Origin of the sequence: Enterobacter cloacae complex sp. IR5418 (genome assembly GCF_049238105.1) — a bacterium.
Classification (GTDB): domain Bacteria; phylum Pseudomonadota; class Gammaproteobacteria; order Enterobacterales; family Enterobacteriaceae; genus Enterobacter; species Enterobacter hormaechei.
This window is the reverse complement of sequence record NZ_JBMKHS010000012.1, coordinates 93,354-119,356: the sequence shown is the minus strand read 5'-3', so window position 1 is coordinate 119,356 and position 26,003 is coordinate 93,354. Positions and strand designations below refer to the sequence as shown.

Annotated in this window: 22 protein-coding genes; 17 read left to right on the top strand and 5 right to left on the bottom strand. The window is 54.0% G+C overall.

The genetic code is table 11. The features are described from left to right. The first annotated feature begins 29 nt into the window (after positions 1 to 29). From ACOTX7_RS12065 to ACOTX7_RS12055, 3 genes are all read left to right on the top strand, one after another. Positions 30 to 893, top strand: coding sequence for a dimethyl sulfoxide reductase anchor subunit family protein (locus ACOTX7_RS12065; RefSeq protein ID WP_221257162.1), 864 nt, complete (start codon positions 30 to 32; stop codon positions 891 to 893). Between the two features lie 274 nt (positions 894 to 1,167). Then, a complete protein-coding gene (locus ACOTX7_RS12060) occupies positions 1,168 to 2,316 on the top strand; it encodes an MFS transporter (RefSeq protein ID WP_003858254.1) in 1,149 nt (382 codons plus the stop codon). 123 nt (positions 2,317 to 2,439) lie between these two features. After that, positions 2,440 to 2,955, top strand: coding sequence for an anti-virulence regulator CigR family protein (locus ACOTX7_RS12055; protein WP_047353620.1), 516 nt, complete (start codon positions 2,440 to 2,442; stop codon positions 2,953 to 2,955). A gap of 36 nt (positions 2,956 to 2,991) precedes the next feature. On the opposite strand, the gene pflA is transcribed toward ACOTX7_RS12055, so the two are convergent. From pflA to ycaO, 4 genes are all read right to left on the bottom strand, one after another. Continuing rightward, positions 2,992 to 3,732 carry a pyruvate formate lyase 1-activating protein gene (gene pflA, locus ACOTX7_RS12050; protein ID WP_006809389.1) on the bottom strand — a complete coding sequence of 247 codons (741 nt, stop codon included), beginning with the start codon at positions 3,730 to 3,732 and terminating at the stop codon, positions 2,992 to 2,994. 203 nt (positions 3,733 to 3,935) lie between these two features. Then, positions 3,936 to 6,218 carry a formate C-acetyltransferase gene (pflB, locus tag ACOTX7_RS12045; protein ID WP_045282257.1) on the bottom strand — a complete coding sequence of 761 codons (2,283 nt, stop codon included), beginning with the start codon at positions 6,216 to 6,218 and terminating at the stop codon, positions 3,936 to 3,938. A 51-nt stretch (positions 6,219 to 6,269) separates the two neighbouring features. After that, a complete protein-coding gene (focA, locus tag ACOTX7_RS12040; RefSeq protein WP_017384832.1) occupies positions 6,270 to 7,127 on the bottom strand; it encodes a formate transporter FocA in 858 nt (285 codons plus the stop codon). Positions 7,128 to 7,532: 405 nt separating this feature from the next. After that, positions 7,533 to 9,293: a 30S ribosomal protein S12 methylthiotransferase accessory factor YcaO gene (gene ycaO / locus ACOTX7_RS12035; protein WP_221257164.1), complete on the bottom strand. Its 1,761-nt coding sequence runs from the start codon at positions 9,291 to 9,293 to the stop codon at positions 7,533 to 7,535. Between the two features lie 127 nt (positions 9,294 to 9,420). Between ycaO and ACOTX7_RS12030 the strand changes: the two genes are divergently transcribed. The 13 genes from ACOTX7_RS12030 (at position 9,421) to ACOTX7_RS11970 (ending at position 24,346) form a co-directional block, all read left to right on the top strand. Next, entirely contained in the window at positions 9,421 to 10,113 is a 693-nt protein-coding gene (locus ACOTX7_RS12030) for a DUF421 domain-containing protein (RefSeq protein WP_032673555.1), read from the top strand. Positions 10,114 to 10,275: 162 nt separating this feature from the next. Beyond that, a complete protein-coding gene (gene serC, locus ACOTX7_RS12025; protein ID WP_205924144.1) occupies positions 10,276 to 11,364 on the top strand; it encodes a 3-phosphoserine/phosphohydroxythreonine transaminase in 1,089 nt (362 codons plus the stop codon). A 68-nt stretch (positions 11,365 to 11,432) separates the two neighbouring features. Then, positions 11,433 to 12,716 (top strand): 3-phosphoshikimate 1-carboxyvinyltransferase, encoded by a 1,284-nt coding sequence (aroA, locus tag ACOTX7_RS12020; RefSeq protein ID WP_221257165.1) that lies wholly within the window; start codon positions 11,433 to 11,435, stop codon positions 12,714 to 12,716. A 185-nt stretch (positions 12,717 to 12,901) separates the two neighbouring features. Continuing rightward, on the top strand, positions 12,902 to 13,585 hold the full coding sequence (cmk, locus tag ACOTX7_RS12015) for a (d)CMP kinase (protein ID WP_000125020.1): 684 nt from the start codon (positions 12,902 to 12,904) through the stop codon (positions 13,583 to 13,585). Positions 13,586 to 13,696: 111 nt separating this feature from the next. Then, complete coding sequence (gene rpsA, locus ACOTX7_RS12010; protein WP_003858235.1) at positions 13,697 to 15,370, top strand: 30S ribosomal protein S1; 1,674 nt, start codon at positions 13,697 to 13,699, stop codon at positions 15,368 to 15,370. A gap of 170 nt (positions 15,371 to 15,540) precedes the next feature. Then, complete coding sequence (ihfB, locus tag ACOTX7_RS12005) at positions 15,541 to 15,828, top strand: integration host factor subunit beta (protein ID WP_003858233.1); 288 nt, start codon at positions 15,541 to 15,543, stop codon at positions 15,826 to 15,828. A gap of 212 nt (positions 15,829 to 16,040) precedes the next feature. Then, the gene (locus tag ACOTX7_RS12000; RefSeq protein WP_221257166.1) at positions 16,041 to 18,305 is read left to right on the top strand and encodes a ComEC family protein; all 2,265 of its coding nucleotides are present in this window, start codon (positions 16,041 to 16,043) and stop codon (positions 18,303 to 18,305) included. 36 nt (positions 18,306 to 18,341) lie between these two features. Further along, positions 18,342 to 20,090, top strand: a complete 1,749-nt coding sequence (gene msbA / locus ACOTX7_RS11995; protein WP_221257167.1) for a lipid A ABC transporter ATP-binding protein/permease MsbA — start codon at positions 18,342 to 18,344, stop codon at positions 20,088 to 20,090. Beyond that, positions 20,087 to 21,064: a tetraacyldisaccharide 4'-kinase gene (gene lpxK / locus ACOTX7_RS11990; protein ID WP_221257168.1), complete on the top strand. Its 978-nt coding sequence runs from the start codon at positions 20,087 to 20,089 to the stop codon at positions 21,062 to 21,064. Before msbA ends, lpxK begins: the two co-directional genes overlap by 4 nt. Before the next feature lie 43 nt (positions 21,065 to 21,107). Continuing rightward, a complete protein-coding gene (locus ACOTX7_RS11985; RefSeq protein WP_221257169.1) occupies positions 21,108 to 22,337 on the top strand; it encodes a winged helix-turn-helix domain-containing protein in 1,230 nt (409 codons plus the stop codon). A 45-nt stretch (positions 22,338 to 22,382) separates the two neighbouring features. Beyond that, positions 22,383 to 22,565, top strand: coding sequence for a protein YcaR (gene ycaR / locus ACOTX7_RS11980; RefSeq protein WP_006174474.1), 183 nt, complete (start codon positions 22,383 to 22,385; stop codon positions 22,563 to 22,565). After that, on the top strand, positions 22,562 to 23,308 hold the full coding sequence (kdsB, locus tag ACOTX7_RS11975) for a 3-deoxy-manno-octulosonate cytidylyltransferase (protein ID WP_221257170.1): 747 nt from the start codon (positions 22,562 to 22,564) through the stop codon (positions 23,306 to 23,308). Before ycaR ends, kdsB begins: the two co-directional genes overlap by 4 nt. A 144-nt stretch (positions 23,309 to 23,452) precedes the next feature. Next, positions 23,453 to 24,346: a YcbJ family phosphotransferase gene (locus ACOTX7_RS11970; protein WP_006809375.1), complete on the top strand. Its 894-nt coding sequence runs from the start codon at positions 23,453 to 23,455 to the stop codon at positions 24,344 to 24,346. Here the strand turns inward: ACOTX7_RS11970 and elyC are convergent. Further along, a complete protein-coding gene (gene elyC / locus ACOTX7_RS11965; protein ID WP_221257171.1) occupies positions 24,323 to 25,102 on the bottom strand; it encodes an envelope biogenesis factor ElyC in 780 nt (259 codons plus the stop codon). The two genes, ACOTX7_RS11970 and elyC, sit on opposite strands and share 24 nt — an antisense overlap. Before the next feature lie 120 nt (positions 25,103 to 25,222). On the opposite strand from elyC, the gene cmoM reads away from it, so the two are divergent. Next, complete coding sequence (gene cmoM / locus ACOTX7_RS11960) at positions 25,223 to 26,002, top strand: tRNA uridine 5-oxyacetic acid(34) methyltransferase CmoM (RefSeq protein WP_221257172.1); 780 nt, start codon at positions 25,223 to 25,225, stop codon at positions 26,000 to 26,002. Position 26,003 lies beyond the last annotated feature (1 nt).

Below are 26,003 nucleotides of genomic sequence, written 5' to 3'. Positions count from 1 at the left end.
CTACCTGGCAAACCCGAAGGAGGTGTGAGATGGGAAGTGGATGGCATGAATGGCCGCTGATGATCTTCACGGTATTTGGACAGTGCGTGGTGGGCGGGTTTATCGTGCTCGCGCTGGCGCTGCTGAAAGGTAATCTCAATGCCGAACAGCAGCAGCGTCTGGTACTGAGCATGTTTGGCCTGTGGGTGCTGATGGGGATTGGCTTTATTGCCTCCACGCTGCACCTGGGGTCGCCGATGCGCGCGTTCAACTCCCTGAACCGCGTGGGCGCCTCCTCGCTGAGTAACGAGATTGCCAGTGGCGCCATTTTCTTCGCCGTGGGCGGGCTGGGGTGGCTGCTGGCAGCGCTGAAAAAGCTGCCGTCAGGGTTACGTGCATTGTGGCTCATCGTCACCATGGTCCTGGGCGTTGTTTTCGTCTGGATGATGGTTCGGGTGTACAACACCATCGATACGGTTCCGACCTGGTACAGTGTGTGGACACCGATGAGCTTCTTCCTGACGATGTTTATCGGCGGGCCGCTGCTGGGTTATTTGCTGCTGCGCGTGGCAGGTGTGAGTGGTTGGGCGATGCGCCTGCTGCCCGCGGTCTCGCTGCTGGCGCTGGTAATCAGTACCGTTGTCGCGCTCATGCAGGGAGCGGAGCTGGCGACTATTCACAGCTCTATCCAGCAGGCTTCGGCGCTGGTGCCGGATTACGGTTCGCTGATGGCCTGGCGTGTGGTGCTGCTGACGGCGGCGCTGGTGTGCTGGATTGCCCCTCAGCTTAAAGGTTACTCGCCTGCGCTGCCGTTGCTGTCTCTGGCCTTTGTGCTGGTGCTGGCAGGGGAGTTAATTGGTCGCGGCGTATTTTACGGTCTGCATATGACAGTCGGTATGGCTATCGCCAGCTAATTTTAGTTTTTGTTATAAAAAGCCGGGACATAGCGCCCGGCTTTTCTTTTTTCATTCATGAAATTTTTCGACTGATGTTTCGTTGTAAAAATTCCCGGAAATAAATAAAAACAAATAGATAATTAATATCAGTAGCAGGCTTTGCATTAGCAGGATGAGTTTTTTAAATCGACAAGGCGCATAACGTGCGTGACGCCTGAATCGGTAGATTGACTTTGTTTTTGCCAGTGGCATGATGCGCACGAAATCTGAACTTCCTCACGGTTTTTAATCCATGACCACCTATACCCGCCCGGTGCTTTTGTTGCTCTGTGGCCTGCTTTTGCTGACCCTGGCGATCGCGGTGTTAAACACACTCGTCCCGCTATGGCTCGCCCATGAAAACTTACCGACCTGGCAGGTGGGTATGGTTAGCTCGTCCTTTTTTACGGGCAATCTGCTGGGCACCTTATTAACGGGCAGCCTTATTAAGCGCTTTGGTTTTAACCGCAGTTATTATCTGGCGTCGCTGATCTTTGCCGTCGGCTGCGCCGGCTTAGGCCTCATGGTCGGCTTCTGGAGCTGGATGGTCTGGCGCTTTATTGCGGGCGTCGGCTGCGCCATGATCTGGGTGGTGGTTGAAAGTGCGCTGATGTGCAGCGGCACGTCCCGTAATCGCGGGCGTCTGCTGGCGGCCTATATGATGGTTTACTATGTCGGTACCGTGCTGGGACAACTGATGGTCAGCAAACTGCCAACCGACCTGATGAGCGTGCTGCCGTGGGTGACGGGCATGGTGCTGGCGGCGATCCTGCCGCTGCTCTTTACCCGTATTGTGAATCAAAATAGCGAACATCAGGAAGCCACCCACGTCTGGCCGATGCTGAGACTGCGCCAGGCGCGTCTGGGGGTTAACGGCTGCATTATTTCCGGGATTGTGCTGGGATCGCTCTATGGCCTGATGCCGCTCTATCTTAACCATCAGGGCGTCAGTGATTCCGGGATTGGTTTCTGGATGGCGGTGATGGTTAGCGCGGGGATTGTCGGCCAGTGGCCGATTGGCCGCCTGGCGGACCGCTTTGGTCGTCTGCTGGTGCTGCGCGTTCAGGTCTTCGTGGTCATCATGGGCTGTCTCGCCATGCTCAGCAACGCTGCGATGGCGCCTGCGCTGTTCATTCTGGGGGCTGCGGGCTTTACGCTCTATCCGGTCGCGATGGCCTGGGCATGTGAGAAAGTTGAGCATCACCAGCTGGTGGCGATGAACCAGGCTTTGTTGCTGAGTTACACCATCGGCAGTTTATTAGGGCCGACGTTTACCGCGATGCTGATGCAGAATTATTCCGATAATTTACTGTTTATCATGATCGCCAGCGTATCGTTTATCTATCTCTTAATGCTGCTGCGCAAAGTGGGCGAACATCCAACGCCAGTGGCACATGCCTGATTAATAAAAAGCCTGTCGATGACAGGCTTTTTTGTCCCTGTCACATATAAGACTTTTACGTATTGTTTGTTTTTCCCGCCTGGCGATAATTCAAATGAGTTCTACCACTAAAAGGCAGCAATCATGTCTACACGTCGTTTTTCCACTACCGCACTTGCCGTAGTGTTGTCTTTAACGTTTGCAACGGCTCCGGTCATGGCTAACCCTGGCAACGGGAATAGCGGTGGTCACGGTAACGGTGGCGGACAGGGTAATAGCGGCAATCATGGTAATTCCGGTAACCATGGTAATAAGCAAAATGGCGGTCAGGATAACCCGGGCAAATCGGACAAGAGCTTCAAAAGCAGCAAAGATGTCGGGAATGATGTGGATGCTCGCGTGAGCTTTGATCATGCGCGCCATCTGGCACTGAATTACGGCTTAACGGGCTATGACTCTCTGCCTCCAGGTATTGCGAAAAACCTGGCGCGCGGTAAGCCACTGCCTCCGGGTATTGCGAAGAAAACCGTGCCAGCCTCTATGCTGGGCCAGCTTCCTTCCTACCCGGGCTATGAATGGCGCGTGGTGGGTGACGATCTGGTCTTAATTGCGCTGAGTACGGCAATTGTGACTTCCGTTATTAACGGCGTATTTAAATAGAATATAAAAAGGCCCGGTATTCACCGGGCCTTTTTGTTAATACATGACCTTGTGGCCATACTGCTCAAGAATACCTTTGACGCGCTCCATTGTCTCTTTTTTCGGCGGCTTCACGCCATCAAGCTTGTACTCTTCACCCATCGCCACCCATTTATGTTTACCCAGCTCGTGATAGGGCAGGAGTTCAATTTTCTCCACGTTCCCCATATCACGGGTAAATTCACCCAGACGGTGCGCGGAATCATCATCATCTGACCAGCCAGGTACGACCACGTAGCGGATCCAGGTCTTAACGCCTTTGTTGGCAATGTATTTGGCAAATTCCAGCGTACGGTGGTTCGAGACGCCAACCAGATTCTGGTGGATCTCATCGTTCATCTGCTTGAGATCGAGCATGACCAGATCGGTCACTTCAAGCAGTTCATCAATAACCGGATCGTAACGGCGCACAAAGCCGTTGGTGTCGAGACAGGTATGAATACCTTCTTTACGGCAGGCGCGGAACCAGTCGCGGACAAACTCAGCCTGAAGGATAGCTTCACCGCCGGATGCCGTCACGCCACCGCCGGACGCGTTCATGAAGTGGCGATAGGTCACCACCTCTTTCATCAGATCTTCCACGGTGACTTCTTTACCGCCGTGCGTGTCCCAGGTATCGCGGTTATGGCAGTACAGGCAGCGCATCAGGCAGCCCTGGAAAAAGGTTATAAAGCGGATCCCGGGGCCATCGACGGTGCCACAGGATTCAAAGGAGTGAATGCGACCAATAGTTGACATTGCGGTGATATCTCCGAATTTGGCCCATCCGGGGGCCTGTGTAGTTGCACAGCTCAAAGGCTATGTCGAGTCTGTTTTGGCTGTTATCCATAGAGTATAGATAGCGGACAAAAGAGACTGATGAAGCGAGGGTGTTAAAAAGGCCCCACTTGTGTGGAGCCTTTATTGTACGCTTTTTAACGCGTGATTTCAGTCAATTCCACTTACATGGACTGAGTGAAAGTACGGGTGATAACGTCCTGCTGCTGTTCTTTCGTCAGGGAGTTAAAACGTACTGCGTAGCCAGATACGCGGATGGTCAGCTGAGGGTATTTCTCAGGATGTTCCATCGCGTCGAGCAGCATTTCACGGTTCATCACGTTCACGTTCAGGTGCTGACCACCTTCGATGGACGCTTCGTGGTGGAAGTAACCATCCATCAGACCCGCGAGGTTCGTTTTACGTACTTCGTCGTCTTTACCCAGCGCGTTTGGCACGATAGAGAAGGTGTAAGAGATACCATCTTTCGCGTAAGCAAACGGCAGTTTAGCAACGGAGGTCAGAGAGGCAACCGCACCTTTCTGGTCACGACCGTGCATTGGGTTAGCACCTGGGCCGAATGGCGCGCCAGCACGACGACCGTCTGGGGTATTACCGGTTTTCTTACCATACACAACGTTAGAGGTGATGGTCAGAACAGACTGAGTCGGGATAGCGTTACGGTAGGTAGTGAGTTTCTGAATTTTCTTCATGAAACGTTCTACCAGGTCAACCGCCATGTCATCAACGCGCGCGTCGTTGTTACCAAACTGCGGATATTCGCCTTCGATTTCGAAGTCGATCGCCAGACCATCTTCGTCACGAATTGGTTTAACTTTCGCATATTTGATTGCAGACAGGGAGTCAGCCGCAACGGACAGACCTGCGATACCACACGCCATGGTGCGAACGACGTCACGGTCGTGCAGCGCCATCAGAGAGGCTTCGTAGCTGTACTTGTCGTGCATGTAGTGGATAACGTTCAGCGCGGTCACGTACTGCTTCGCCAGCCAGTCCATGAAGTGGTCCATGCGCTCCATGACTTCGTCATAGTTAAGCACGTCGCCTTTGATAGGTTCAGACTTAGGACCAACCTGCATTTTCAGTTTTTCATCAACGCCGCCGTTGATTGCGTACAGCATGGTTTTCGCCAGGTTTGCACGCGCACCGAAGAACTGCATTTGCTTACCAACAACCATTGGGCTTACGCAGCAAGCGATAGCGTAGTCGTCGTTGTTGAAGTCAGGACGCATCAGGTCATCGTTCTCGTATTGCAGAGAAGAGGTGTCGATGGACACTTTAGCGGCGAATTTCTTGAAGTTCAGAGGCAGTTTTTCAGACCACAGAACGGTGATGTTCGGCTCCGGAGAAGGACCCATGGTGTACAGGGTGTTCAGGAAGCGGAAGCTGTTTTTGGTTACCAGAGTACGGCCATCTACGCCCATACCGCCGATAGATTCGGTTGCCCAGATTGGGTCACCAGAGAACAGTTCATCATATTCTGGGGTACGCAGGAAGCGAACCATACGCAGTTTCATGACCAGGTGGTCAATCATTTCCTGAGCGTCTTGCTCGGTGATTTTACCTGCTTTCAGGTCACGTTCGATGTACGCATCCAGGAAGGTGGATACGCGGCCGAAGGACATTGCTGCACCGTTCTGAGACTTAACAGCGGCCAGGTAGCCGAAGTAGGTCCACTGGATAGCTTCCTGAGCGTTGGTCGCAGGACCAGAGATATCGCAGCCGTATTTAGCCGCCATCTCTTTGATCTGACCCAGCGCACGGTGCTGTTCAGCGATCTCTTCACGCAGACGGATAGTCGCTTCCAGGTTTACGCCGTTTTCCAGGTCAGACTGGAGAGAGACGAACTGTGCGTATTTGTCTTTCATCAGGAAGTCGATACCGTACAGCGCAACGCGACGGTAGTCACCGATGATACGACCACGGCCATAGGCATCTGGCAGACCGGTCAGAACGCCAGATTTACGGCAGTTCAGAATGTCTTTGGTGTAAACATCGAATACGCCCTGGTTATGGGTTTTGCGGTATTCGGTGAAGATTTTTTTCAGCATTGGGTCCAGCTCGCGGTTATACGCTTTGCAGGAACCTTCAACCATTTTGATACCACCGAACGGGATAATTGCGCGTTTCAGTGGTGCTTCAGTTTGCAGACCAACGATTTTCTCAAGGGCTTTGTTGATGTAGCCAGCATCGTGAGAAGTGATGGTAGACGCAACGGAGGTGTCAAAATCAACTGGCGCGTGAGTGCGGTTTTCCAGTTTAACGCCTTCCATTACGCTGTCCCACAGCTTGGTGGTTGCGTCAGTCGCACCAGCCAGGAAGGATTCGTCACCTTCATACGGGGTATAGTTTTTCTGAATGAAGTCACGGACGTTGACTTCATTCTGCCAGTCACCTTTCGCAAAACCTTCCCAGGCTGTGGCTAACTTTTCATTAAGCTCGGACATGTAACACCTACCTTCTTAAGTGGATTTTTTATTTACTGCCTGAGACAACCATTAATGATGATCGCCGCCACGCAGGTAAATGACCCAGTATGTCAACCCAACTAACAGACCCCCACCGATAATGTTCCCGATAGTGACGGGGATCAGGTTATCAGTAATAAAGTTCATAATAGTCAGGTGTGAAAAACTTTCCGGGGTTGAACCAACGGCGGTCCAAAACTCCGGGCTTGCAAAGTTGCGGATAACAATCCCCATCGGGATCATGAACATATTCGCAATACTGTGCTCAAAGCCGCTGGCAACAAACATCGCAACTGGCAGAACCATAATCATGGCTTTATCCATCAGGCTACGACCAGAGTAGCTCATCCAGACCGCCAGGCAGACCATCAGGTTTGCGAGGATGCCGAGAGCAACGGCTTCGATAAATGTATGGTGCATTTTGTGGTCGGCGGTTTGCAGGACGTTAAGCCCCCAGCCGCCGTTGGCGGTCATGTACTCGCCAGAAAGCCACATCAACAGAACAAAGAGCAGACAGCCAATCAGGTTGCCAACGTAGACGTTGAGCCAGTTGCGCCCCAGTTGACCCCAGGTAATTCTTCCGCTGGCTTTTGCCACAACAATCAACACCGTCGAGGTGAAGAGGTCGGCGCCGCAGATGACGCAGAGAATCAGGCCCAGTGAGAAGCAAATACCGCCAATCAGTTTCGCTATGCCGAAAGGCATCCCGGCCGTGCCGGTAGTGGCTGTGATATAGAAGACGAAAGCGATGGAGATGAACACCCCAGCCGTAATGGCCAGAAAGAACGTCGTCATCGGATGTTTCGTTGCTTTGTAGACACCCGCTTCTTCGGCAACTTTCGCCATCGCAGCGGGGAGTAATAGATCAAAAGGGTTGTCAGCTTTCACACTAACTCTCTCTTTATTAAGTCGGCGACGAGATACTAACAAAGCATTATAGAAGAGAAATTGATATAGATCATATCTCGCCTGGCTTATAGGCCCGCAATGTGTATGGTTTTACAGCAAAAGCGGAGTAAGTATTTGATTATCCGTATAAAAATAAATTTTAAAAGTTATGAAAAGAGTTGAATTTTTTCCTTCAGCCTCCTGTTGGACAGTTAATTAAAATGGAGTATTTATTATAATAGGTAACAATAAAGCTCAGATAAGTGTTTTTATATTTACCCGTGATTAACTTAATTATTACAATCAAACGTCATTGCGAAAAAATAAAAAAAAGGGGCAATGAAATTGCCCCGTAATATAGCTCAGGCGATTGAATACGCCTACAGCCATTAATGTTATGTGCGCTTATTTTGACCAGTAAGCGGCTTTTGCCTTCTGCAATTTTTCATATGCATTCAGCAGCGACTGATGTGCCGGGAAGGCTTTCAGATCGCTATCAACCGCTTGCAGGCCATAGAACGGCTCTTCACCGCTCAGCGCCGCGCTGGCAGCTTCAACGGCATCCGCACCGTACATGCGGACAAAGGCGTTCAGATACTGCAATGGCTCGCGACCGTCTTCCTGAGAAAGCAGGAGTAGCGTTTGCAGGCAACGGTAATAGTTAGTGCGCTCGGCGGAGAAGACGGACTGGTTAAATTCCATCGTCCACTCGGTCCAGGCCAAAGCCTGATCCAGATCGCCGCCCGCCAGCGCCAGCATCGCTTTCAGCTCACCGATGCGCAGGGTGTACCAGCCGTTATCTTTCCCGGTCGCCAGACCCAGTAGTTCGCGTACGCGGGTGAAATCATCGTGTCCTTCTTCGTCCAGCTGGGCGATCAGGTTCAGATAATCTTCTTTATCCCACTCGCTGCCTGGCAGGGCCAGCAGGGTTTCGCGCAAATGCGCGCCCATGCTGTTGTTCGCCAGCCACAGATCTTCTGCCGGATAGATATCCGACATGCCCGGCACAATAATTCGACACGCGTAGACGCCGAGGTGTTCATAGTCGGCAATGTAGACTTCCTGATCTTCCGCGTTGAAGATCGCCATCAGGGTGGCAAACTCTTCTTCCGTCGTACCGGCAAAGCTCCAGTCCACGAACGGATAGTCCGCGTCCTGCTTGAACATATCCCAGGAGATCAAACCGCTGGAGTCGATGAAGTGCGTTTCGAGGTTGGTGTGCTCGGCGACTTCTTCGTCATCGAAGGTTGGCGGGGTAAAGACATCGAGATCTTTCAGGCTGCGGCCTTGCAGCAGTTCGGTCACGGTACGCTCCAGCGCCACGCCGAAGTCCGGGTGCGCGCCGAAAGAGGCGAAGCAGGTGCCATTTGCCGGGTTGAACAGGACCACGCAGATCACCGGATATTTGCCGCCCAGAGAGCCGTCATAAGCAAAGATTGGGAAACCTTCCGCTTCCAGTTTGGCGATGGATTCCACCACGCCCGGGTAGCGCGCCAGCACGTCTGCCGGGATCTCCGGCAGGCTGATGGATTCAGCAATAATGCGGTTTTTGATGTGACGCTCGAAAACTTCAGACAATCCCTGCACGCGCGCTTCGTTACGGGTGTTACCGGCAGACATGCCGTTAGACACATACAGGTTGCCGACGATGTTCATCGGAATATAAACGGTCTGCTCGTCAGACTGACGGGTGAACGGCAGGGCGCAGATCCCACGCTCTTCATTGCCAGACTGAAGATCGATCAGCATGCTGGCGGTCAGTTCGTTTTCCGGATCGTAGAACGCGCGCAGGCGGGCATCGAGAATGCCTTCCGGCAGTTCGTCATCTTCGGCCAGCGGGAACCATTTTTCGTTCGGGTAGTGAACGAACGGACCGTTGGCGATGGTTTCGCCCAGCCAGAAGTCGGCGAAGAAATAGTTGGTGGACAGACGCTCAAAATACTCACCCAGCGCAGAGGCCAGCGCCGCTTTTTTGGTCGCGCCTTTACCGTTGGTAAAGCACAGCGCACAGTCTTTGTCGCGAATATGCACGGACCAGACGTGAGGCACCGGATTCAGCCAGGAGGCTTCTTCGATATTAAAGCCCAGGTCGGTCAGTTTCTGCTGGAAGCGAGCGATGGAATCTTCCAGAGCGGCGTCTTTGCCGGGGATAAACGTTTGAGTCATGGCGTTCACTTTTATCGTACGTAAAGCGCGCAATGATACGGGTTTTGCGTGACGGGTGCTATCTCCGACGAAAATAAATGGCTGGGCTATGCTTATAAGCAGTAACCTACTGTTAAGGCATAGAAAAATGAAAGCATTTGATCTCCAGCGGATGGCGTTTGATAAAGTCCCCCCAGAGTTTTTAGGCGAAGTGGCGCTGCGCAGTCTGTACACCTTTGTACTCGTTTTCCTGTTTCTGAAAATCACCGGACGCCGTGGCGTGCGGCAGATGTCGCTGTTTGAAGTGTTGATCATCCTGACGCTGGGGTCGGCGGCAGGGGACGTTGCCTTTTATGACGATGTGCCGATGGTGCCGGTCTTTATCGTCTTCGTGACGCTTGCGCTGCTGTACCGGCTGGTCATGTGGCTGATGTCGAAAAGCGAGAAACTGGAAGATCTGTTGGAAGGGAAGCCGGTGGTGATTGTCGAAGAGGGTCAACTGGCCTGGGAGAATGTGAAAAGCGCCAATATGACGGAGTTTGAGTTTTTTATGGAACTCCGTCTGAGCAGCGTTGAGCAACTGGGGCAGGTACGTCTGGCGATTATGGAAACGAACGGTCAAATCAGCGTCTATTACTATTCTGACGATGAGGTGAAGCCCGGCCTGTGTATTCTGCCGGATATGCTCATTGAACGATACAAAACCGTACCTGAAGCGGGCGAGTACGCCTGCATAAAATGTAGTCATGTGGTGGTCATGCAGGCGGGCGATCATCAATTATGCCCCCGCTGTACGAATCCAGAATGGACGAAGGTTAGCCGGGCTAAACGCATCACCTGACAGCGATTTTGTCGGTTTTGTGACAACGGTGCGGCAGATTGTTTTGTGTGACGAGGGACACATTTCTCCGGCCATCAGTTTTAGACATTGCGGCGCGTGTCACTGAATGATAAAACCGATATCCACAGTTATAACTTATGGCTTTTAGCGTGGTGAGGGGAAATGGCTCAAGTCTTTAATTTCAGTTCAGGTCCGGCAATGTTACCGGCAGACGTACTTAAACAGGCTCAACAGGAGCTGTGTGACTGGAACGGTCTGGGTACGTCGGTGATGGAAGTCAGCCACCGGGGTAAAGCGTTTATTCAGGTGGCGGAAGAGGCAGAAAAGGATTTTCGCGATCTGCTGAATATTCCCTCGAACTACAAAGTATTGTTCTGTCACGGCGGCGGACGCGGCCAGTTTGCGGGTATCCCGCTCAATCTGCTCGGCGACAAAACCACCGCTGATTACGTTGATGCCGGCTACTGGGCAGCCAGTGCGGTAAAAGAAGCACACAAATATTGCACACCGAATGTTATCGATGCAAAAGTGACCGTTGACGGTCTGCGTGCCGTGAAGCCAATGCGCGAGTGGCAGCTTTCTGACAACGCCGCGTATCTCCACTACTGCCCGAACGAAACCATCGACGGTATCGCCATACACGAAGAGCCAGACTTTGGCGAAAATGTCATCGTGACAGCGGACCTCTCTTCCACCATTCTGTCTACCCCGCTGGATGTCAGCCGCTACGGCGTCATCTATGCGGGTGCCCAGAAAAACATCGGTCCTGCGGGTCTGACTATCGTTATCGTGCGTGAAGACCTGCTGGGGAAAGCCCATAAGTCTTGCCCGTCAATTCTGGATTACACTGTCCTGAACGACAACGATTCCATGTTCAATACCCCACCAACGTTTGCCTGGTATCTCTCCGGCCTGGTCTTCAAATGGCTGAAGCAAAAAGGCGGCGTGGCGCAGATGGACAAGATCAATCAGCAAAAAGCTGAACTGCTGTACGGCGTGATCGACAAGAGTGATTTCTACCGTAACGACGTCGCCAATACTAACCGTTCACGCATGAACGTGCCGTTCCAGCTGGCGGACAGCAACCTGGATAACGTGTTCCTGGAAGAGTCCTTCGCGGCGGGTCTGCATGCGCTGAAAGGCCACCGAGTAGTAGGCGGCATGCGCGCCTCTATCTATAACGCCATGCCGCTGGAAGGCGTTAAGGCCCTGACTGATTTCATGATCGACTTCGAACGTCGTCACGGTTAATTGGCTGTTTTTCACCCCCGCAGCGTTCCTGCGGGGTTTTTATTATGTTGAGTTGAGAGTTGAGTTTCATGGAATCCCTGACGTTACAACCTATCGCGCGGGTAGATGGCACCATTAATCTGCCTGGTTCAAAAAGTGTCTCGAACCGCGCTCTGCTGCTGGCAGCTCTGGCAAACGGCACCACCGTCCTCACCAATCTGCTGGACAGCGATGACGTGCGCCATATGCTCAATGCACTGAAAGCGTTGGGCGTTCAGTACGCGCTGTCTGACGATCGTACCCGTTGTGAAGTCACCGGTAACGGCGGTGCGTTACATTCTGCTGAAGCGCTGGAGCTTTTCCTGGGTAACGCGGGTACAGCGATGCGTCCTCTGGCCGCAGCGCTGTGTCTGGGGAACAACAATATTGTGCTGACCGGTGAGCCGCGAATGAAAGAGCGTCCGATCGGCCATCTGGTGGATGCCTTGCGTCAGGGCGGCGCGCAGATCGATTATCTTGAGCAGGAAAATTACCCGCCCCTGCGTCTGCGCGGTGGTTTTACAGGCGGTAACGTTGAGGTTGACGGCAGCGTTTCCAGCCAGTTCCTGACCGCGCTGCTGATGACCGCACCGCTGGCACCAGAGGACACCGTTATCAGCATTAAAGGCGACCTGGTCTCTAAGCCGTATATTGATATCACGCTGCACCTGATGAACACCTTTGGTGTTGTGGTGGAAAACCAGTTATATCAGCGCTTCGTGGTGCGTGGAGCGCAGCAGTATCAGTCCCCGGGCAACTACCTGGTTGAAGGTGATGCTTCCTCCGCCTCCTATTTCCTTGCCGCTGGCGCGATCAAAGGCGGTACGGTAAAAGTGACGGGTATTGGCCGCAACAGCGTGCAGGGCGATATCCGTTTTGCTGACGTACTGGAAAAAATGGGCGCGGTGGTGACCTGGGGTGATGATTTTATCGCCTGTACCCACGGCGAGCTGAACGCCATCGATATGGACATGAACCATATTCCGGATGCGGCGATGACCATTGCTACGGCGGCGCTGTTTGCCAAAGGAACCACTACACTGCGTAACATCTACAACTGGCGCGTAAAAGAGACGGACCGCCTGTTCGCAATGGCAACCGAGCTGCGTAAAGTGGGTGCGGAGGTAGAAGAGGGCGAAGACTACATTCGCATCACGCCGCCAGCGAAACTGCAATTTGCAGAAATTGGCACCTACAACGATCACCGCATGGCGATGTGTTTCTCGCTGGTGGCGCTGTCCGATACGCCTGTGACTATTCTCGATCCGAAGTGTACGGCAAAAACCTTCCCGGACTACTTCGAGCAGCTGGCGCGCATCAGCACTCCGGCCTGATGACCCTATGCCGCATCATTCGATGCGGCATTTCCTTACGCTTTCTGACAGTCATCCTCTTTCATTTCTTCTACACTCTGCTTCAATCATTCCGTAATTTGCACGCAAAGGTAACAGTTGCGCACGTTGGCGCGTATAATGCGCGGCGTTCATGTAAACGGTATGCCTTAATTAAGGAGAAAAAGATGACGGCAATTGCCCCGGTAATCACCATTGATGGGCCAAGTGGCGCAGGGAAAGGTACTCTGTGCAAAGCGATGGCGGAAGCATTGCAATGGCATCTTTTAGATTCGGGAGCAATCTATCGCGTGCTGGCGCTGGCTGCGCTGCATCATCATGTGGATGTTGCGTCTGAAGAAGCGCTGGTGCCGCTGGCTGCGCATCTGGATGTGCGCTTTGTCTCTACTGATGGCAACCTTGAAGTGATCCTGGAAGGGGAAGATGTCAGCGGTGAAATCCGTACGCAGGAAGTGGCCAATGCGGCCTCTCAGGTGGCGGCTTTCCCACGCGTTCGTGAAGCGCTGTTACGTCGCCAGCGCGGTTTCCGCGAAGCGCCGGGGCTGATCGCCGACGGCCGCGACATGGGAACCGTGGTATTCCCTGATGCACCCGTGAAAATTTTCCTTGACGCCTCTTCGGAAGAACGTGCTCAACGCCGCATGCTTCAGTTGCAGGAAAAGGGGTTTAGTGTTAACTTTGATCGCCTTTTATCCGAGATAAAAGAGCGCGATGACCGCGATCGTAACCGCGCCGTCGCACCACTTGTTCCCGCAGAAGATGCATTAGTTCTGGATTCAACCAGTTTAACTATTGAGCAAGTGATTGAAAAAGCGCTACAATATGCGCGCCAAAAACTGGCACTCGCGTAAACGCGACCGATTTAGCAGTACCCCCGCTGCAATGGATTGACGGCGGGTATGTGAAACAACCCCATCCGGCACGGAGCCAGGTGGACGTTAATATTAACCTGAAGATTAAACATGACTGAATCTTTTGCTCAACTGTTTGAAGAATCCTTAAAAGAAATCGAAACCCGTCCGGGTTCCATCGTTCGTGGCGTTGTTGTTGCTATCGACAAAGACGTAGTACTGGTTGACGCCGGTCTGAAATCTGAGTCTGCCATCCCGGCTGAGCAGTTCAAAAACGCCCAGGGCGAGCTGGAAATCCAGGTAGGTGACGAAGTTGACGTTGCTCTGGACGCAGTAGAAGACGGCTTCGGCGAAACCCTGCTGTCTCGTGAGAAAGCGAAACGTCACGAAGCATGGATCACGCTGGAGAAAGCTTACGAAGAAGCTGAAACTGTGGTCGGTGTTATCAACGGCAAAGTTAAAGGTGGCTTCACTGTTGAGCTGAATGGTATTCGTGCGTTCCTGCCAGGTTCACTGGTAGACGTTCGTCCAGTCCGTGACACCCTGCACCTCGAAGGCAAAGAGCTTGAGTTCAAAGTAATCAAGCTGGACCAGAAGCGTAACAACGTTGTTGTTTCCCGTCGTGCCGTTATCGAATCCGAAAACAGCGCAGAACGCGATCAGCTGCTGGAAAACCTGCAGGAAGGCATGGAAGTCAAAGGTATCGTTAAGAACCTCACTGACTACGGCGCATTCGTTGACCTGGGCGGCGTTGATGGCCTGCTGCACATCACCGACATGGCGTGGAAACGCGTTAAGCACCCAAGCGAAATCGTGAACGTGGGCGACGAAATCACTGTTAAAGTGCTGAAGTTCGACCGCGAGCGTACTCGTGTATCCCTCGGCCTGAAACAGCTGGGCGAAGATCCATGGGTAGCTATCGCTAAGCGTTACCCAGAAGGTACTAAACTGACTGGTCGCGTGACCAACCTGACTGACTACGGCTGCTTCGTTGAAATCGAAGAAGGCGTTGAAGGTCTGGTGCACGTTTCCGAAATGGACTGGACCAACAAAAACATCCACCCATCCAAAGTTGTTAACGTTGGTGATGTAGTGGAAGTGATGGTTCTGGATATCGATGAAGAACGTCGTCGTATCTCCCTGGGCCTGAAGCAGTGCAAAAACAACCCATGGCAGCAGTTCGCGGAAACCCACAACAAGGGCGACCGTGTTGAAGGTAAAATCAAGTCTATCACTGACTTCGGTATCTTCATCGGCCTGGACGGCGGCATCGATGGCCTGGTTCACCTGTCTGACATCTCCTGGAACGTTGCAGGCGAAGAAGCAGTTCGTGAATACAAAAAAGGCGACGAAATCGCAGCAGTTGTTCTGCAAGTTGACGCAGAGCGTGAGCGTATCTCCCTGGGCGTTAAACAGCTCGCAGAAGATCCGTTCAACAACTGGGTTGCACTGAACAAGAAAGGCGCAATCGTAAACGGTAAAGTGACTGCTGTTGACGCTAAAGGCGCAACCGTAGAACTGGCTGACGGCGTTGAAGGTTACCTGCGCGCTTCCGAAGCTTCACGTGACCGCGTTGAAGATGCAACTCTGGTTCTGAGCGTTGGCGACGACGTGGAAGCTAAGTTCACCGGTGTTGACCGTAAGAACCGTGCAATCAGCCTGTCTGTTCGTGCTAAAGACGAAGCTGATGAGAAAGATGCAATCGCAACTGTGAACAAACAGGAAGATGCAAACTTCTCTAACAACGCAATGGCTGAAGCTTTCAAAGCAGCTAAAGGCGAGTAAGTTCAGGTCCGCACCATCATTTGAGCTGTAACGCATTTACAGCGCGAAGGATGGAGAGCAGACTTGACAGATTGCAGGATTCGTCCTGTAATCAATAACAAAGGGCGGCTACGGCCGCCCTTGTTTAATAAGCTGTTTAGCTAATGGGTTTGAAAGGAACCGGAGGAATCATGACCAAGTCAGAATTGATTGAAAGACTTGCCAGTCAGCAACCGCATATCCCTGCCAAGGCTGTGGAAGATGCCGTTAAAGAGATGCTGGAGCATATGGCTACCACTCTTGCCCAGGGCGAGCGCATTGAAATCCGCGGTTTCGGTAGTTTTTCTCTGCACTATCGTGCACCACGTACCGGGCGTAACCCGAAGACTGGCGATAAAGTGGAGCTGGAAGGAAAGTATGTTCCGCACTTTAAGCCGGGTAAAGAACTGCGCGATCGCGCCAATATTTACGGTAACTGAGTTTAATCCTTAAGGTTAAACTGAGTTTAAAGAAAGCACCTCAGGGTGCTTTTTTTGTATCCCGCCTCTGTATTTCTGAATACGCGCCGCATTCTCAGCTTCTCTTTTCTGTAAACACTTAAAAACGTTGCAGCGCCCGCTGTAAATCCCGCCTTTTCTGTCTGACGACGCATCAGTCCCGCCGCATAATCACCTGAAACATGGAGGTGAAGATGGGGATCCACGTCATCAGTATTTGCGCCATTCTGGCCATCATCCCGCTCTATTGGTTGCCCGTTTTGCCAGATTTGCAGACCGTCTGGATGCTGATTGCCGCAGGAATCGCGTTATCACTACAGCAGAGAAAATGGCTTACGTTTTCAGGCCTTGCATTGCTCTTTTTATGCTGGGGCATTCTGGCCGCTCAGGAAAGCGTGTGGCCGATGAACCATTTGACGAAAGCACCGCAGCAGGCCGAGGTAGTCATTACCGCAACGGACGGCGCAACGATGCATCAGGGAAGGATTGTCAGCCTCAATGGGAAGCGCGTGTGGGCTGCCATGGGCGTGGCGCTGTATGGCAACTACCTGCCACAAAACGTCTGCGTCGGCCAACGCTGGGCAATGACCCTGCGGCTCAGGGCAGTGCATGGAGAACTCAACGATGGCGGTTATGATTCGCAGAAAAATGCCTTTGCACGACACCAGACGCTGAGCGGACGGTTTACCCATGCGGAGATTGTGGACGCACACTGTAGTCTGCGTGCGCAATATCTGACATCACTACAGAATACACTTTCTGCATATCAGTGGGGGACCGTGATCCTGGGGCTGGGAATGGGTGAGCGGCTGTCGGTCTCGCGGGAGATAAAAAACCTGATGCGCGAGACCGGTACGATGCATCTGATGGCAATCTCGGGATTGCATATTGCGCTGGCCGCTTCCGTTATCTGGTTTCTGGCGCGGGGCATCCAGTTCTTCCTGCCGGGCCGCTGGATTATCTGGCAAATTCCCTTGCTGGCAGGACTGATTTTTGCCGCGTTTTACTCATGGTTAACGGGCTTGCAGCCGCCCGCGCTGCGTACGGTTATTGCGCTTGTGGCACTGGCTGCATTAAAAATGAGCGGTCGCCAGTGGTCGCCCTGGCAGGTATGGCTTACCTGCGTGGCGGCGATCCTGATTTTTGACCCACTGGCGGTACTGTCACAAAGCCTGGCGTTGTCAGCGTTTGCGGTCGCCGCGCTTATTTTTTGGTATCAGTGGCTGCCTCTTGCGCACTGGCAACGGGGCTGGTGCCTGCGGACGCTGATTACGCTGTTGTATTTGCAGGTCGGAATGCTGCTGCTTCTGTTGCCGCTACAGGTATTGATTTTCCATGGTTTCAGTCTCTCTTCGCTGGTGGCGAATCTGTTTGCTGTTCCTCTGGTGACCTTTATTTCAGTTCCGCTGATCCTGCTCGGCATGTTTCTGCATCTGTTTCCTGTGGCGGCGCTGGAAAGTATCGTCTGGCTGGCTGCCGATAAATCTCTGGCAGGGCTTTTCTGGCTATTGATGCGTTTACCGAATGGCTGGCAGGACGTTGATGAACGCTGGCAATACCTGGCGTTACTGCCGTGGCTGCTGATCATTGGCTGGCGATTCAGGGCCTTCAGCACAGTACCCGCAGTCTGTCTGGCAGGCAGCGTGGTACTGGCATTTCCACTCTGGCACAGGGTAAAAACCGACAGCTGGTCCCTGCATATGCTGGATGTAGGGCAGGGGCTGGCGATGGTCATTGAGCGTCACGGTAAGGCGATTCTGTATGACACGGGGCTGGCATGGCCCGGTGGGGACAGCGCGCAGCAGCTGATCATCCCCTGGCTACGCTGGCATCACCTGAGGCCGGAAGGGGTGATCCTGAGCCATGAACACCTCGATCACGCGGGGGGACTGGCATCGCTAAAAGCTGCCTGGCCCGCAATGTGGATCAGAAGCCCCTTAGCCTGGGCCGGGCATCTTCCCTGCTTTCGTGGGCAGCGATGGCAGTGGCAGGGATTAACGTTCTCCGTGCACTGGCCACCCGCAAACACTCCGGTGAAAGGTAACAACCGCTCCTGCGTGGTAAAAATTGATGACGGCGAACAGAGCGTTTTACTGACCGGGGATATTGAAGCGCAGGCAGAACTGGGAATGCTGAGCCACCGCTGGCGTCAACTTACGGCTACACTGATTCAGGTGCCGCATCATGGAAGTAACACGTCATCCTCAACACCGCTGCTACAGCGCGTGGAGGGGCAGGTGTCGCTGGCCTCAATGGCCCGCTATAACGCGTGGCGTTTCCCTTCCGTCAAAGTGGTCCGGCGCTATCGAAATGAGGGTTATCTCTGGCTTGATACCCCGCAGTCCGGGCAGATATCCGTGACGTTTTCGCACCATAGTCGGCAAATTCGCCGCTTACGCGAACACTATTTACCGCGTTGGTATCATCAGTGGTTTGGCGCGCCCGTAGATAACGGGTAGAATATGCGGCTATTTCAACAAATGCTGGTTTTTTGAATGCATAACGACAAAGATCTCTCCACGTGGCAAACGTTCCGCCGGCTCTGGCCGATGATTGCTCCTTTCAAAGCAGGCTTGATCGTGGCGGGCGTAGCGTTAATCCTCAACGCAGCCAGCGATACGTTTATGTTATCGCTCCTCAAACCGTTACTGGATGACGGTTTTGGTAAAACGGATCGTTCAGTGCTGCTATGGATGCCGCTGGTGGTTATTGGGCTGATGATCTTACGCGGCATCTCCAGCTATGTATCCAGCTACTGCATCTCCTGGGTATCCGGTAAAGTGGTGATGACCATGCGCCGTCGGTTGTTCAGCCATATGATGGGGATGCCAGTCTCATTCTTTGATAAACAGTCAACCGGTACGCTGCTGTCACGTATTACCTACGATTCAGAGCAGGTAGCGTCCTCCTCATCCAGCGCACTGATTACCGTTGTGCGTGAAGGCGCATCCATCATCGGTCTGTTTGCGATGATGTTCTATTACAGCTGGCAACTGTCGCTTATCCTTATTGTGCTGGCACCGATTGTTTCTATCGCTATTCGCGTGGTATCAAAGCGTTTTCGCAACATCAGTAAAAATATGCAGAATACGATGGGGCAGGTGACTACCAGCGCCGAGCAGATGCTGAAAGGCCATAAAGAAGTGTTGATTTTCGGCGGTCAGGCAGTCGAAACCAAACGCTTTGATAAGGTCAGCAACCGAATGCGCCTGCAAGGAATGAAAATGGTATCGGCCTCGTCGATTTCCGATCCGATCATTCAGCTGATTGCCTCTCTGGCACTGGCCTTTGTCCTTTATGCTGCAAGCTTCCCGAGCGTCATGGAAACCCTGACTGCGGGTACCATTACCGTGGTGTTCTCATCCATGATTGCGCTGATGCGTCCGCTGAAATCGCTGACCAACGTCAACGCCCAGTTCCAGCGTGGGATGGCAGCCTGCCAGACGCTGTTCAGCATCCTCGATTCCGAACAGGAAAAAGATGAAGGGACACGCGTGATCGCGCGCGCTAAAGGCGACCTGGAATTCCGCAACGTCACCTTTACCTATCCTGGTCGCGAAGTACCGGCGCTACGCGATATCAGCCTGTCCATCCCGGCGGGGAAAACCGTTGCGCTGGTAGGTCGTTCCGGTTCAGGCAAGTCGACCATTGCCAGCCTGATTACCCGTTTCTACGATATCGACCAGGGCGAGATCCTGCTGGATGGTCATGACCTGCGGGAATATACCCTACAGTCGCTGCGTAATCAGGTCGCGCTGGTCTCGCAGAACGTGCATCTGTTCAACGATACGGTGGCGAACAACATTGCCTATGCCCGTACCGAAGAGTACAGCCGCGAAGAGATCGAGAATGCGGCGCGTATGGCCTATGCGATGGACTTCATTAACAAAATGGATAATGGTCTGGATACGGTCATTGGCGAAAACGGCGTGCTGCTCTCCGGTGGTCAGCGTCAGCGTATCGCGATAGCCCGTGCGCTGCTGCGCAACAGTCCGATTCTGATCCTGGATGAAGCGACATCTGCACTGGATACGGAATCTGAACGCGCTATCCAGTCGGCTCTGGATGAATTACAGAAAAACCGCACCTCGCTGGTTATCGCGCACCGCCTGTCGACTATCGAACAGGCTGACGAAATCGTGGTGGTGGAAGACGGCGTGATCGTTGAACGCGGCAGCCATGCGGACCTGCTGGAACAACGGGGTGTTTACGCGCAGCTTCATAAAATGCAGTTCGGTCAATGATTGCACGCATCTGGTCAGGTGAATCCCCTCTGTGGGTGCTGCTACTCCCGCTCTCCTGGCTGTATGGCCTGGTGAGCGGTGCTATTCGTCTGCTTTATCGCCTCGGGATCAAGCGCGCCTGGCGCGCACCGGTACCGGTAGTGGTGGTCGGTAACCTGACGGCGGGTGGAAACGGCAAAACCCCGGTGGTGATCTGGCTGGTAGAACAACTCCAGAAGCGCGGCATCCGCGCGGGGGTTGTCTCACGCGGTTACGGTGGCAAAGCGGCGCAGTATCCTCTGGTGCTGAGCCCTGACTCGACAACCGCTGAAGCCGGTGATGAGCCGGTACTGATTTACCAGCGTACAGGCGCGCCGGTCGCGGTATCGCCGGTGCGCAGTGATGCCGTGAAGGCACTGCTTGCGAAGCATGACGTACAAATCATTATTACTGATGATGGTTTGCAGCATTACGCGCTGGCGCGTGACAAAGAGATCGTGGTCATTGATGGCGTTCGGCGTTTTGGCAACGGCTGGTGGCTGCCCGCCGGGCCTGTGCGTGAGCGTGCGTCGCGCCTGAAAACCGTCGATGCCGTGATTGTGAACGGCGGTGAAGCCAGAGCGGGCGAAATCCCAATGCATCTTCGTCCCGGACAGGCCGTGAATTTGCTGACCGGCGAACGTAAAGACGTCGCACATCTGGGGCAACTGGTTGCGATGGCCGGGATTGGTCATCCGCCGCGGTTCTTCGCGACGCTGGAGCAATGTGGCGCACAGCTGGAAAAACGTGTACCGCTGGCCGATCACCAGGCGCTGGTTGCCGAAGAGGTCGACAGGCTGGCAGCGCCGGGTCAGACGCTGATCATGACGGAAAAAGACGCGGTAAAATGCCGGGCCTTTGCGAAAGAAAACTGGTGGTATCTGCCGGTTGACGCTGAACTCAGCGGCGAACAGCCGGAACATTTGCTCAAGGAACTGCTCGCGTTAGTGCAGTAACTTCTACGCGGTTCCGGTGGCGCTTTGACTGACAGGAAAACGCATGTCTCTACCGCAACTCTCACTTGCAGCCGCACGAAACTTGCATCTTGCCGCCCAGGGGCTTCTGAAAAAGCCCCGCCGCCGCGCGCAGCCAGCGGATATCCTCTCAACCGTGCAACGCATGTCGTTGCTGCAAATCGACACCATTAACATCGTGGCGCGTAGCCCGTATCTGGTCCTGTTTAGCCGCCTGGGAAACTATCCTCCGCAATGGCTGGATAATGCGCTGAGTCAGGGCGAACTGATGGAATACTGGGCGCATGAAGCCTGTTTTCTCCCGCGCAGCGATTTTTCACTGGTGCGTCACCGCATGCTCGCCCCGGAGAAAATGGGCTGGAAATACCGCCAGGAGTGGATGGTGGAACACGCGACGGAAATAGAGCAACTGATTGCCCATATTCAGGAAAACGGTCCGGTACGCTCCGCGGATTTTGAACATCCGCGAAAAGGCGCAAGCGGATGGTGGGAGTGGAAACCGCACAAACGCCATCTCGAAGGGCTGTTTACGTCGGGCAAAGTGATGGTGGTCGAGCGTCGCAATTTTCAGCGCGTCTATGACCTCACGCACCGCGTAATGCCCCACTGGGACGATACGCGTGACCTGCTGTCTCAGGACGCAGCCGAAGCCATCATGCTTGAAAACAGCGCCCGCAGCCTGGGCATATTTCGCCCGCAGTGGCTGGCGGATTATTATCGTCTGCGTCAGCCGCAGCTAAAACCGCTGCTGGAAACGTGGCAGCGCGAACAGCGCGTCATGCCGGTCTCGGTAGCGTCGTTAGGTGAAATGTGGTTGCATGCGGATTTGTTCCCTCTGCTGCCGCAGGCGCAGGAGGGCAAACTCCAGGCGACCCACAGTGCCGTGCTGTCGCCTTTCGACCCCGTCGTCTGGGACAGAAAGCGGGCCGGGCAGTTGTTTCATTTCAGCTACCGTCTGGAATGCTACACCCCGGCGTCAAGGCGTCAGTATGGTTATTTTGTTTTGCCGCTGCTGCACAAAGGCCAGCTGGTCGGGCGGATGGACGCTAAAATGCACCGTAAAACCGGCATGCTTGAAATTATCGCGCTCTGGCTCGAAGAGGGCATAAAAGTGACGGCTGGCCTGGAAAAAGGGTTAACGACTGCGCTCAGTGACTTTGCGCGCTGGCAGGGGGCGCATGAAATTGTACTCGGTCACGTACCTGCGGGGCTGTTTACGACCTGTCGAGGTGGCTGGGAAACAGACACTCCCTGAAAACGGAATGTGATAAGCTTTAGCGATTACCCATACGGAGGAACTATGGATCACCGTTTACTTGAAATTATTGCCTGCCCGGTGTGCAACGGCAAACTCTATTACAGCCAGGATAAACAAGAGCTGATTTGCAAACTGGACAGCCTGGCATTCCCGCTGCGTGACGGTATTCCGGTCCTGCTGGAAAATGAAGCCCGTTCCCTGGTGGCAGAAGAGAGCAAACCATGAGTTTTGTTGTCATTATCCCTGCGCGTTATGCTTCAACGCGCCTGCCGGGTAAACCGCTGGTGGATATCAACGGTAAGCCGATGATTGTGCACGTGCTTGAACGGGCGCGCGAATCGGGTGCCGGACGGGTCATCGTCGCCACCGATCACCCGGATGTCGCGCGAGCGGTTGAGGCCGCGGGTGGGGAAGTGTGCATGACCCGTGCCGATCATCAGTCAGGCACCGAGCGTCTGGCGGAAGTCGTCGGAAAATGCGGTTTCAGCGACGAGACGGTGATTGTGAACGTGCAGGGCGATGAGCCGATGATCCCGGCGGCGATTATCCGTCAGGTGGCCGACAACCTGGCGCAGCGTCAGGTTGGCATGGCGACCCTCGCGGTGCCGATTCACCACGCTGAAGAGGCGTTCAATCCGAATGCGGTGAAAGTGGTCACGGACGCAGAGGGCTACGCGCTCTATTTCTCCCGCGCCACCATTCCGTGGGATCGCGACCGTTTTGCACAATCGAAAGAGACGATCGGCGAAACCTTCCTGCGCCACATTGGAATTTATGGCTACCGCGCCGGTTTTATTCGTCGCTATGTCGCCTGGTCGCCAAGCCCGCTGGAGCATATCGAAATGCTCGAACAGCTTCGTGTGCTGTGGTACGGCGAGAAAATTCACGTTGCGGTTGCCCGGGAAATCCCTGGCACCGGCGTGGATACCCCTGAAGATCTTGAGCGCGTACGCGTCGAAATGCGTTAATTCGCTGGCATCCCCTCGTTCGGGGGGATGCTCTCCCGCCTGGCTATTTTTCCCTTTTCTTTTTCATTATTGATCTCTACCGGGTGACATCCGGGGTTCACGCGCTCATTATAAAAGCAGTAGTCTTAATGGGGGGAATCTCATATGGAACAACTGCGTGCTGAACTCAGCCATCTGCTGGGCGAAAAGCTAAGCCGGGTGGAGTGCGTGAATGAAAAGGCCGATACCGCACTCTGGTCGTTGTATGACAGTCAGGGAAACCCCATGCCGCTGATGGCCAGAAGTTTTACCTCGCCGGGTGTCGCCAGACAGCTGGCCTGGAAAATGTCAATGCTGGCGCGGGAAGGAACGGTCCGTATGCCGACGGTTTACGGCGTGATGACGCATGAGGATCATCCCGGCCCGGATGTTCTGCTTATTGAGCGTTTACGCGGGGTCTCTGTTGAGGCCCCGACACGTACACCGGCGCGCTGGGAGCAGCTGAAAGATCAGATTGTTGAGGCTCTGCTTGCCTGGCACCGGCAGGACAGCCGGGGTCTTGTCGGCGCGGTAGACAGCACGCAGGAAAACCTGTGGCCGCTGTGGTATCGCCAGCGTGTCGAAGTGCTGTGGGGCACGCTGAACCAGTTCAACAACACCGGTTTAACGATGCAGGACAAACGTATTCTGTTCCGCACCCGGGAATGTCTGCCGACGCTGTTTGAAGGTTTTAACGACAACTGCGTGCTGGTGCACGGCAACTTCACGCTGCGCAGTATGCTGAAAGACTCGCGCAGCGACCAGCTGCTGGCGATGGTCGGGCCGGGGATCATGCTCTGGGCGCCGCGTGAGTACGAACTGTTCCGGCTCAGCGAGGGCGGGGCGGCGGAAGATTTGCTCTGGCACTATCTTCAGCGCGCCCCCGTTGCGGAGGCCTTTCTCTGGCGGCGCTGGCTCTATCTGCTCTGGGATGAGGTGGCGCAGCTGGTCAACACCGGGCGCTTTAATCGCGCCAGTTTCGATCTGGCCGCTAAATCACTCCTGCCCTGGCTTGCCTGACGAACCTTTGAGCCACTGCCAGAGGCGGCCAAGCGTCTCGTAGCCGACGCGGTCGCTGTGCATCAGCCATACCGGGGACGGGATTATTCGTTCCCACGGATTGAGCGGGGCGTCAATAGCCATCTGGTTTGCCGGAGCAGGAAGCGGATGCAGGCCCTGCTGCTCAAAGAAAATCATTGCGCGCGGCAGGTGTGAAGCAGAAGTCACCAACAGGAATGGGACATCACCGATGGCCTGTTTCACTGCGGCCGCCTCTTCTTCGGTATCTTTTGGGCTATCCAGCGTGATGATGGCGGAGCGTGGTACGCCAAGGGATTCAGCCACTCTCGCTCCTGCTTCAGCGGTACTGACCGGGTTGGTTTTTGCCGCAGCGCCCGTGAAGATCATCTTCGATCCCGGATTGGCCAGCCACAGGCGGATCCCCTCGTTCAGACGCGGCAGACTGTTATTGATCAGGTTCGAGCTGGGTGCCCAGTGTGGATCCCAGGTATACCCGCCGCCCAGCACCACGATATAGCCTACCTTCTGACTTCCCTGCCATGTCGGGTAGGTGTTTTCAATCGGACGTAACAAACCGTCAGCGACCGGTTGCAGGCTGAGTAACAGCAGCGCCAGCCAGCCCACGGTAACGAGAGATTTACCGCTTTTCTGAAAGCGGCTAAACCATATCAATGCCAGCCCCAGCGCGATGAGAAGCAGCAGCAGGGGAAGAGGAAGCATCATGCCTCCGAGATATTTTTTTAGGGTAAAAAGCATCCTTTTTGGTTCCTTTTTTAACCATACAGCAGGCGATTGCCCGTGATATTACACCAGAGTGGTTCATTCTCCGCGCGGGTGTGACAAAATAGCGGTTTTGCAGTGAGTGGAACCCTCCCAATGCGGGATCGCAATTTTGATGACATCGCGGAAAAGTTTTCGCGCAACATTTATGGCACCACCAAAGGTCAGCTTCGTCAGACGATCCTCTGGCAGGATCTGGACAAGTTGCTGGCGGAATTCGGTGACCGACCGTTGCGCGTGCTGGATGCCGGCGGTGGGGAAGGCCAGACTGCAATTCTGATGGCGCAGCGGGGACATCACGTCACGCTTTGCGATCTTTCTGCCGAGATGGTTGCACGCGCCGGGCGCGCGGCAGAAGAGGAAGGTGTGAGCGACAACATGCATTTTATACATTGCGCCGCTCAGGACATTCCGCAGCATTTGGAAACGCAGGTTGATCTGATATTGTTTCATGCTGTGCTCGAATGGGTCGCCGAACCACAGGCAATGTTAAAAACGCTGTGGTCGATGTTGCGCCCGGGCGGTGCGTTATCGCTGATGTTTTACAATGCCAACGGCCTGCTGATGCGAAACGTGCTGGTTGGCAATTTTGGCTACGTACAGCAGGGCATGTATAAAAAGAAACGACGCACGCTTTCACCGGATTTCCCCCGTGAACCGCAGCAGGTCTATGGCTGGCTGGAGGAGATCGGTTGGGAAATTACCGGCAAAACCGGCGTGAGGGTGTTTCATGATTATCTGCGTGATAAACAAAAACAGGATGACTGTTTAGACGCCTTAACAGAAATAGAGACGCGGTACTGCCGCCAGGAGCCTTATCTGAGCCTTGGCCGCTATATACACGTCACCGCGCGCAAGCCGCAGATGCAAGGATAAT

What these genes read in the sequence shown, in the direction of transcription:
- ACOTX7_RS12030 (WP_032673555.1), top strand. Translation starts at nt 9,421, where the DNA reads ATGAAAGCATTTGATCTCCAGCGGATGGCGTTTGATAAAGTCCCCCCA.
- ACOTX7_RS12055 (WP_047353620.1), top strand. Translation starts at nt 2,440, where the DNA reads ATGTCTACACGTCGTTTTTCCACTACCGCACTTGCCGTAGTGTTGTCT.
- cmoM (WP_221257172.1), top strand. Translation starts at nt 25,223, where the DNA reads ATGCGGGATCGCAATTTTGATGACATCGCGGAAAAGTTTTCGCGCAAC.
- ACOTX7_RS12060 (WP_003858254.1), top strand. Translation starts at nt 1,168, where the DNA reads ATGACCACCTATACCCGCCCGGTGCTTTTGTTGCTCTGTGGCCTGCTT.
- aroA (WP_221257165.1), top strand. Translation starts at nt 11,433, where the DNA reads ATGGAATCCCTGACGTTACAACCTATCGCGCGGGTAGATGGCACCATT.
- rpsA (WP_003858235.1), top strand. Translation starts at nt 13,697, where the DNA reads ATGACTGAATCTTTTGCTCAACTGTTTGAAGAATCCTTAAAAGAAATC.
- ACOTX7_RS11985 (WP_221257169.1), top strand. Translation starts at nt 21,108, where the DNA reads ATGTCTCTACCGCAACTCTCACTTGCAGCCGCACGAAACTTGCATCTT.
- ycaR (WP_006174474.1), top strand. Translation starts at nt 22,383, where the DNA reads ATGGATCACCGTTTACTTGAAATTATTGCCTGCCCGGTGTGCAACGGC.
- ACOTX7_RS11970 (WP_006809375.1), top strand. Translation starts at nt 23,453, where the DNA reads ATGGAACAACTGCGTGCTGAACTCAGCCATCTGCTGGGCGAAAAGCTA.
- elyC (WP_221257171.1), bottom strand. Translation starts at nt 25,102, where the DNA reads ATGCTTTTTACCCTAAAAAAATATCTCGGAGGCATGATGCTTCCTCTT.
- kdsB (WP_221257170.1), top strand. Translation starts at nt 22,562, where the DNA reads ATGAGTTTTGTTGTCATTATCCCTGCGCGTTATGCTTCAACGCGCCTG.
- lpxK (WP_221257168.1), top strand. Translation starts at nt 20,087, where the DNA reads ATGATTGCACGCATCTGGTCAGGTGAATCCCCTCTGTGGGTGCTGCTA.
- ihfB (WP_003858233.1), top strand. Translation starts at nt 15,541, where the DNA reads ATGACCAAGTCAGAATTGATTGAAAGACTTGCCAGTCAGCAACCGCAT.
- ACOTX7_RS12000 (WP_221257166.1), top strand. Translation starts at nt 16,041, where the DNA reads ATGGGGATCCACGTCATCAGTATTTGCGCCATTCTGGCCATCATCCCG.
- serC (WP_205924144.1), top strand. Translation starts at nt 10,276, where the DNA reads ATGGCTCAAGTCTTTAATTTCAGTTCAGGTCCGGCAATGTTACCGGCA.
- ycaO (WP_221257164.1), bottom strand. Translation starts at nt 9,293, where the DNA reads ATGACTCAAACGTTTATCCCCGGCAAAGACGCCGCTCTGGAAGATTCC.
- cmk (WP_000125020.1), top strand. Translation starts at nt 12,902, where the DNA reads ATGACGGCAATTGCCCCGGTAATCACCATTGATGGGCCAAGTGGCGCA.
- ACOTX7_RS12065 (WP_221257162.1), top strand. Translation starts at nt 30, where the DNA reads ATGGGAAGTGGATGGCATGAATGGCCGCTGATGATCTTCACGGTATTT.
- pflB (WP_045282257.1), bottom strand. Translation starts at nt 6,218, where the DNA reads ATGTCCGAGCTTAATGAAAAGTTAGCCACAGCCTGGGAAGGTTTTGCG.
- pflA (WP_006809389.1), bottom strand. Translation starts at nt 3,732, where the DNA reads ATGTCAACTATTGGTCGCATTCACTCCTTTGAATCCTGTGGCACCGTC.
- msbA (WP_221257167.1), top strand. Translation starts at nt 18,342, where the DNA reads ATGCATAACGACAAAGATCTCTCCACGTGGCAAACGTTCCGCCGGCTC.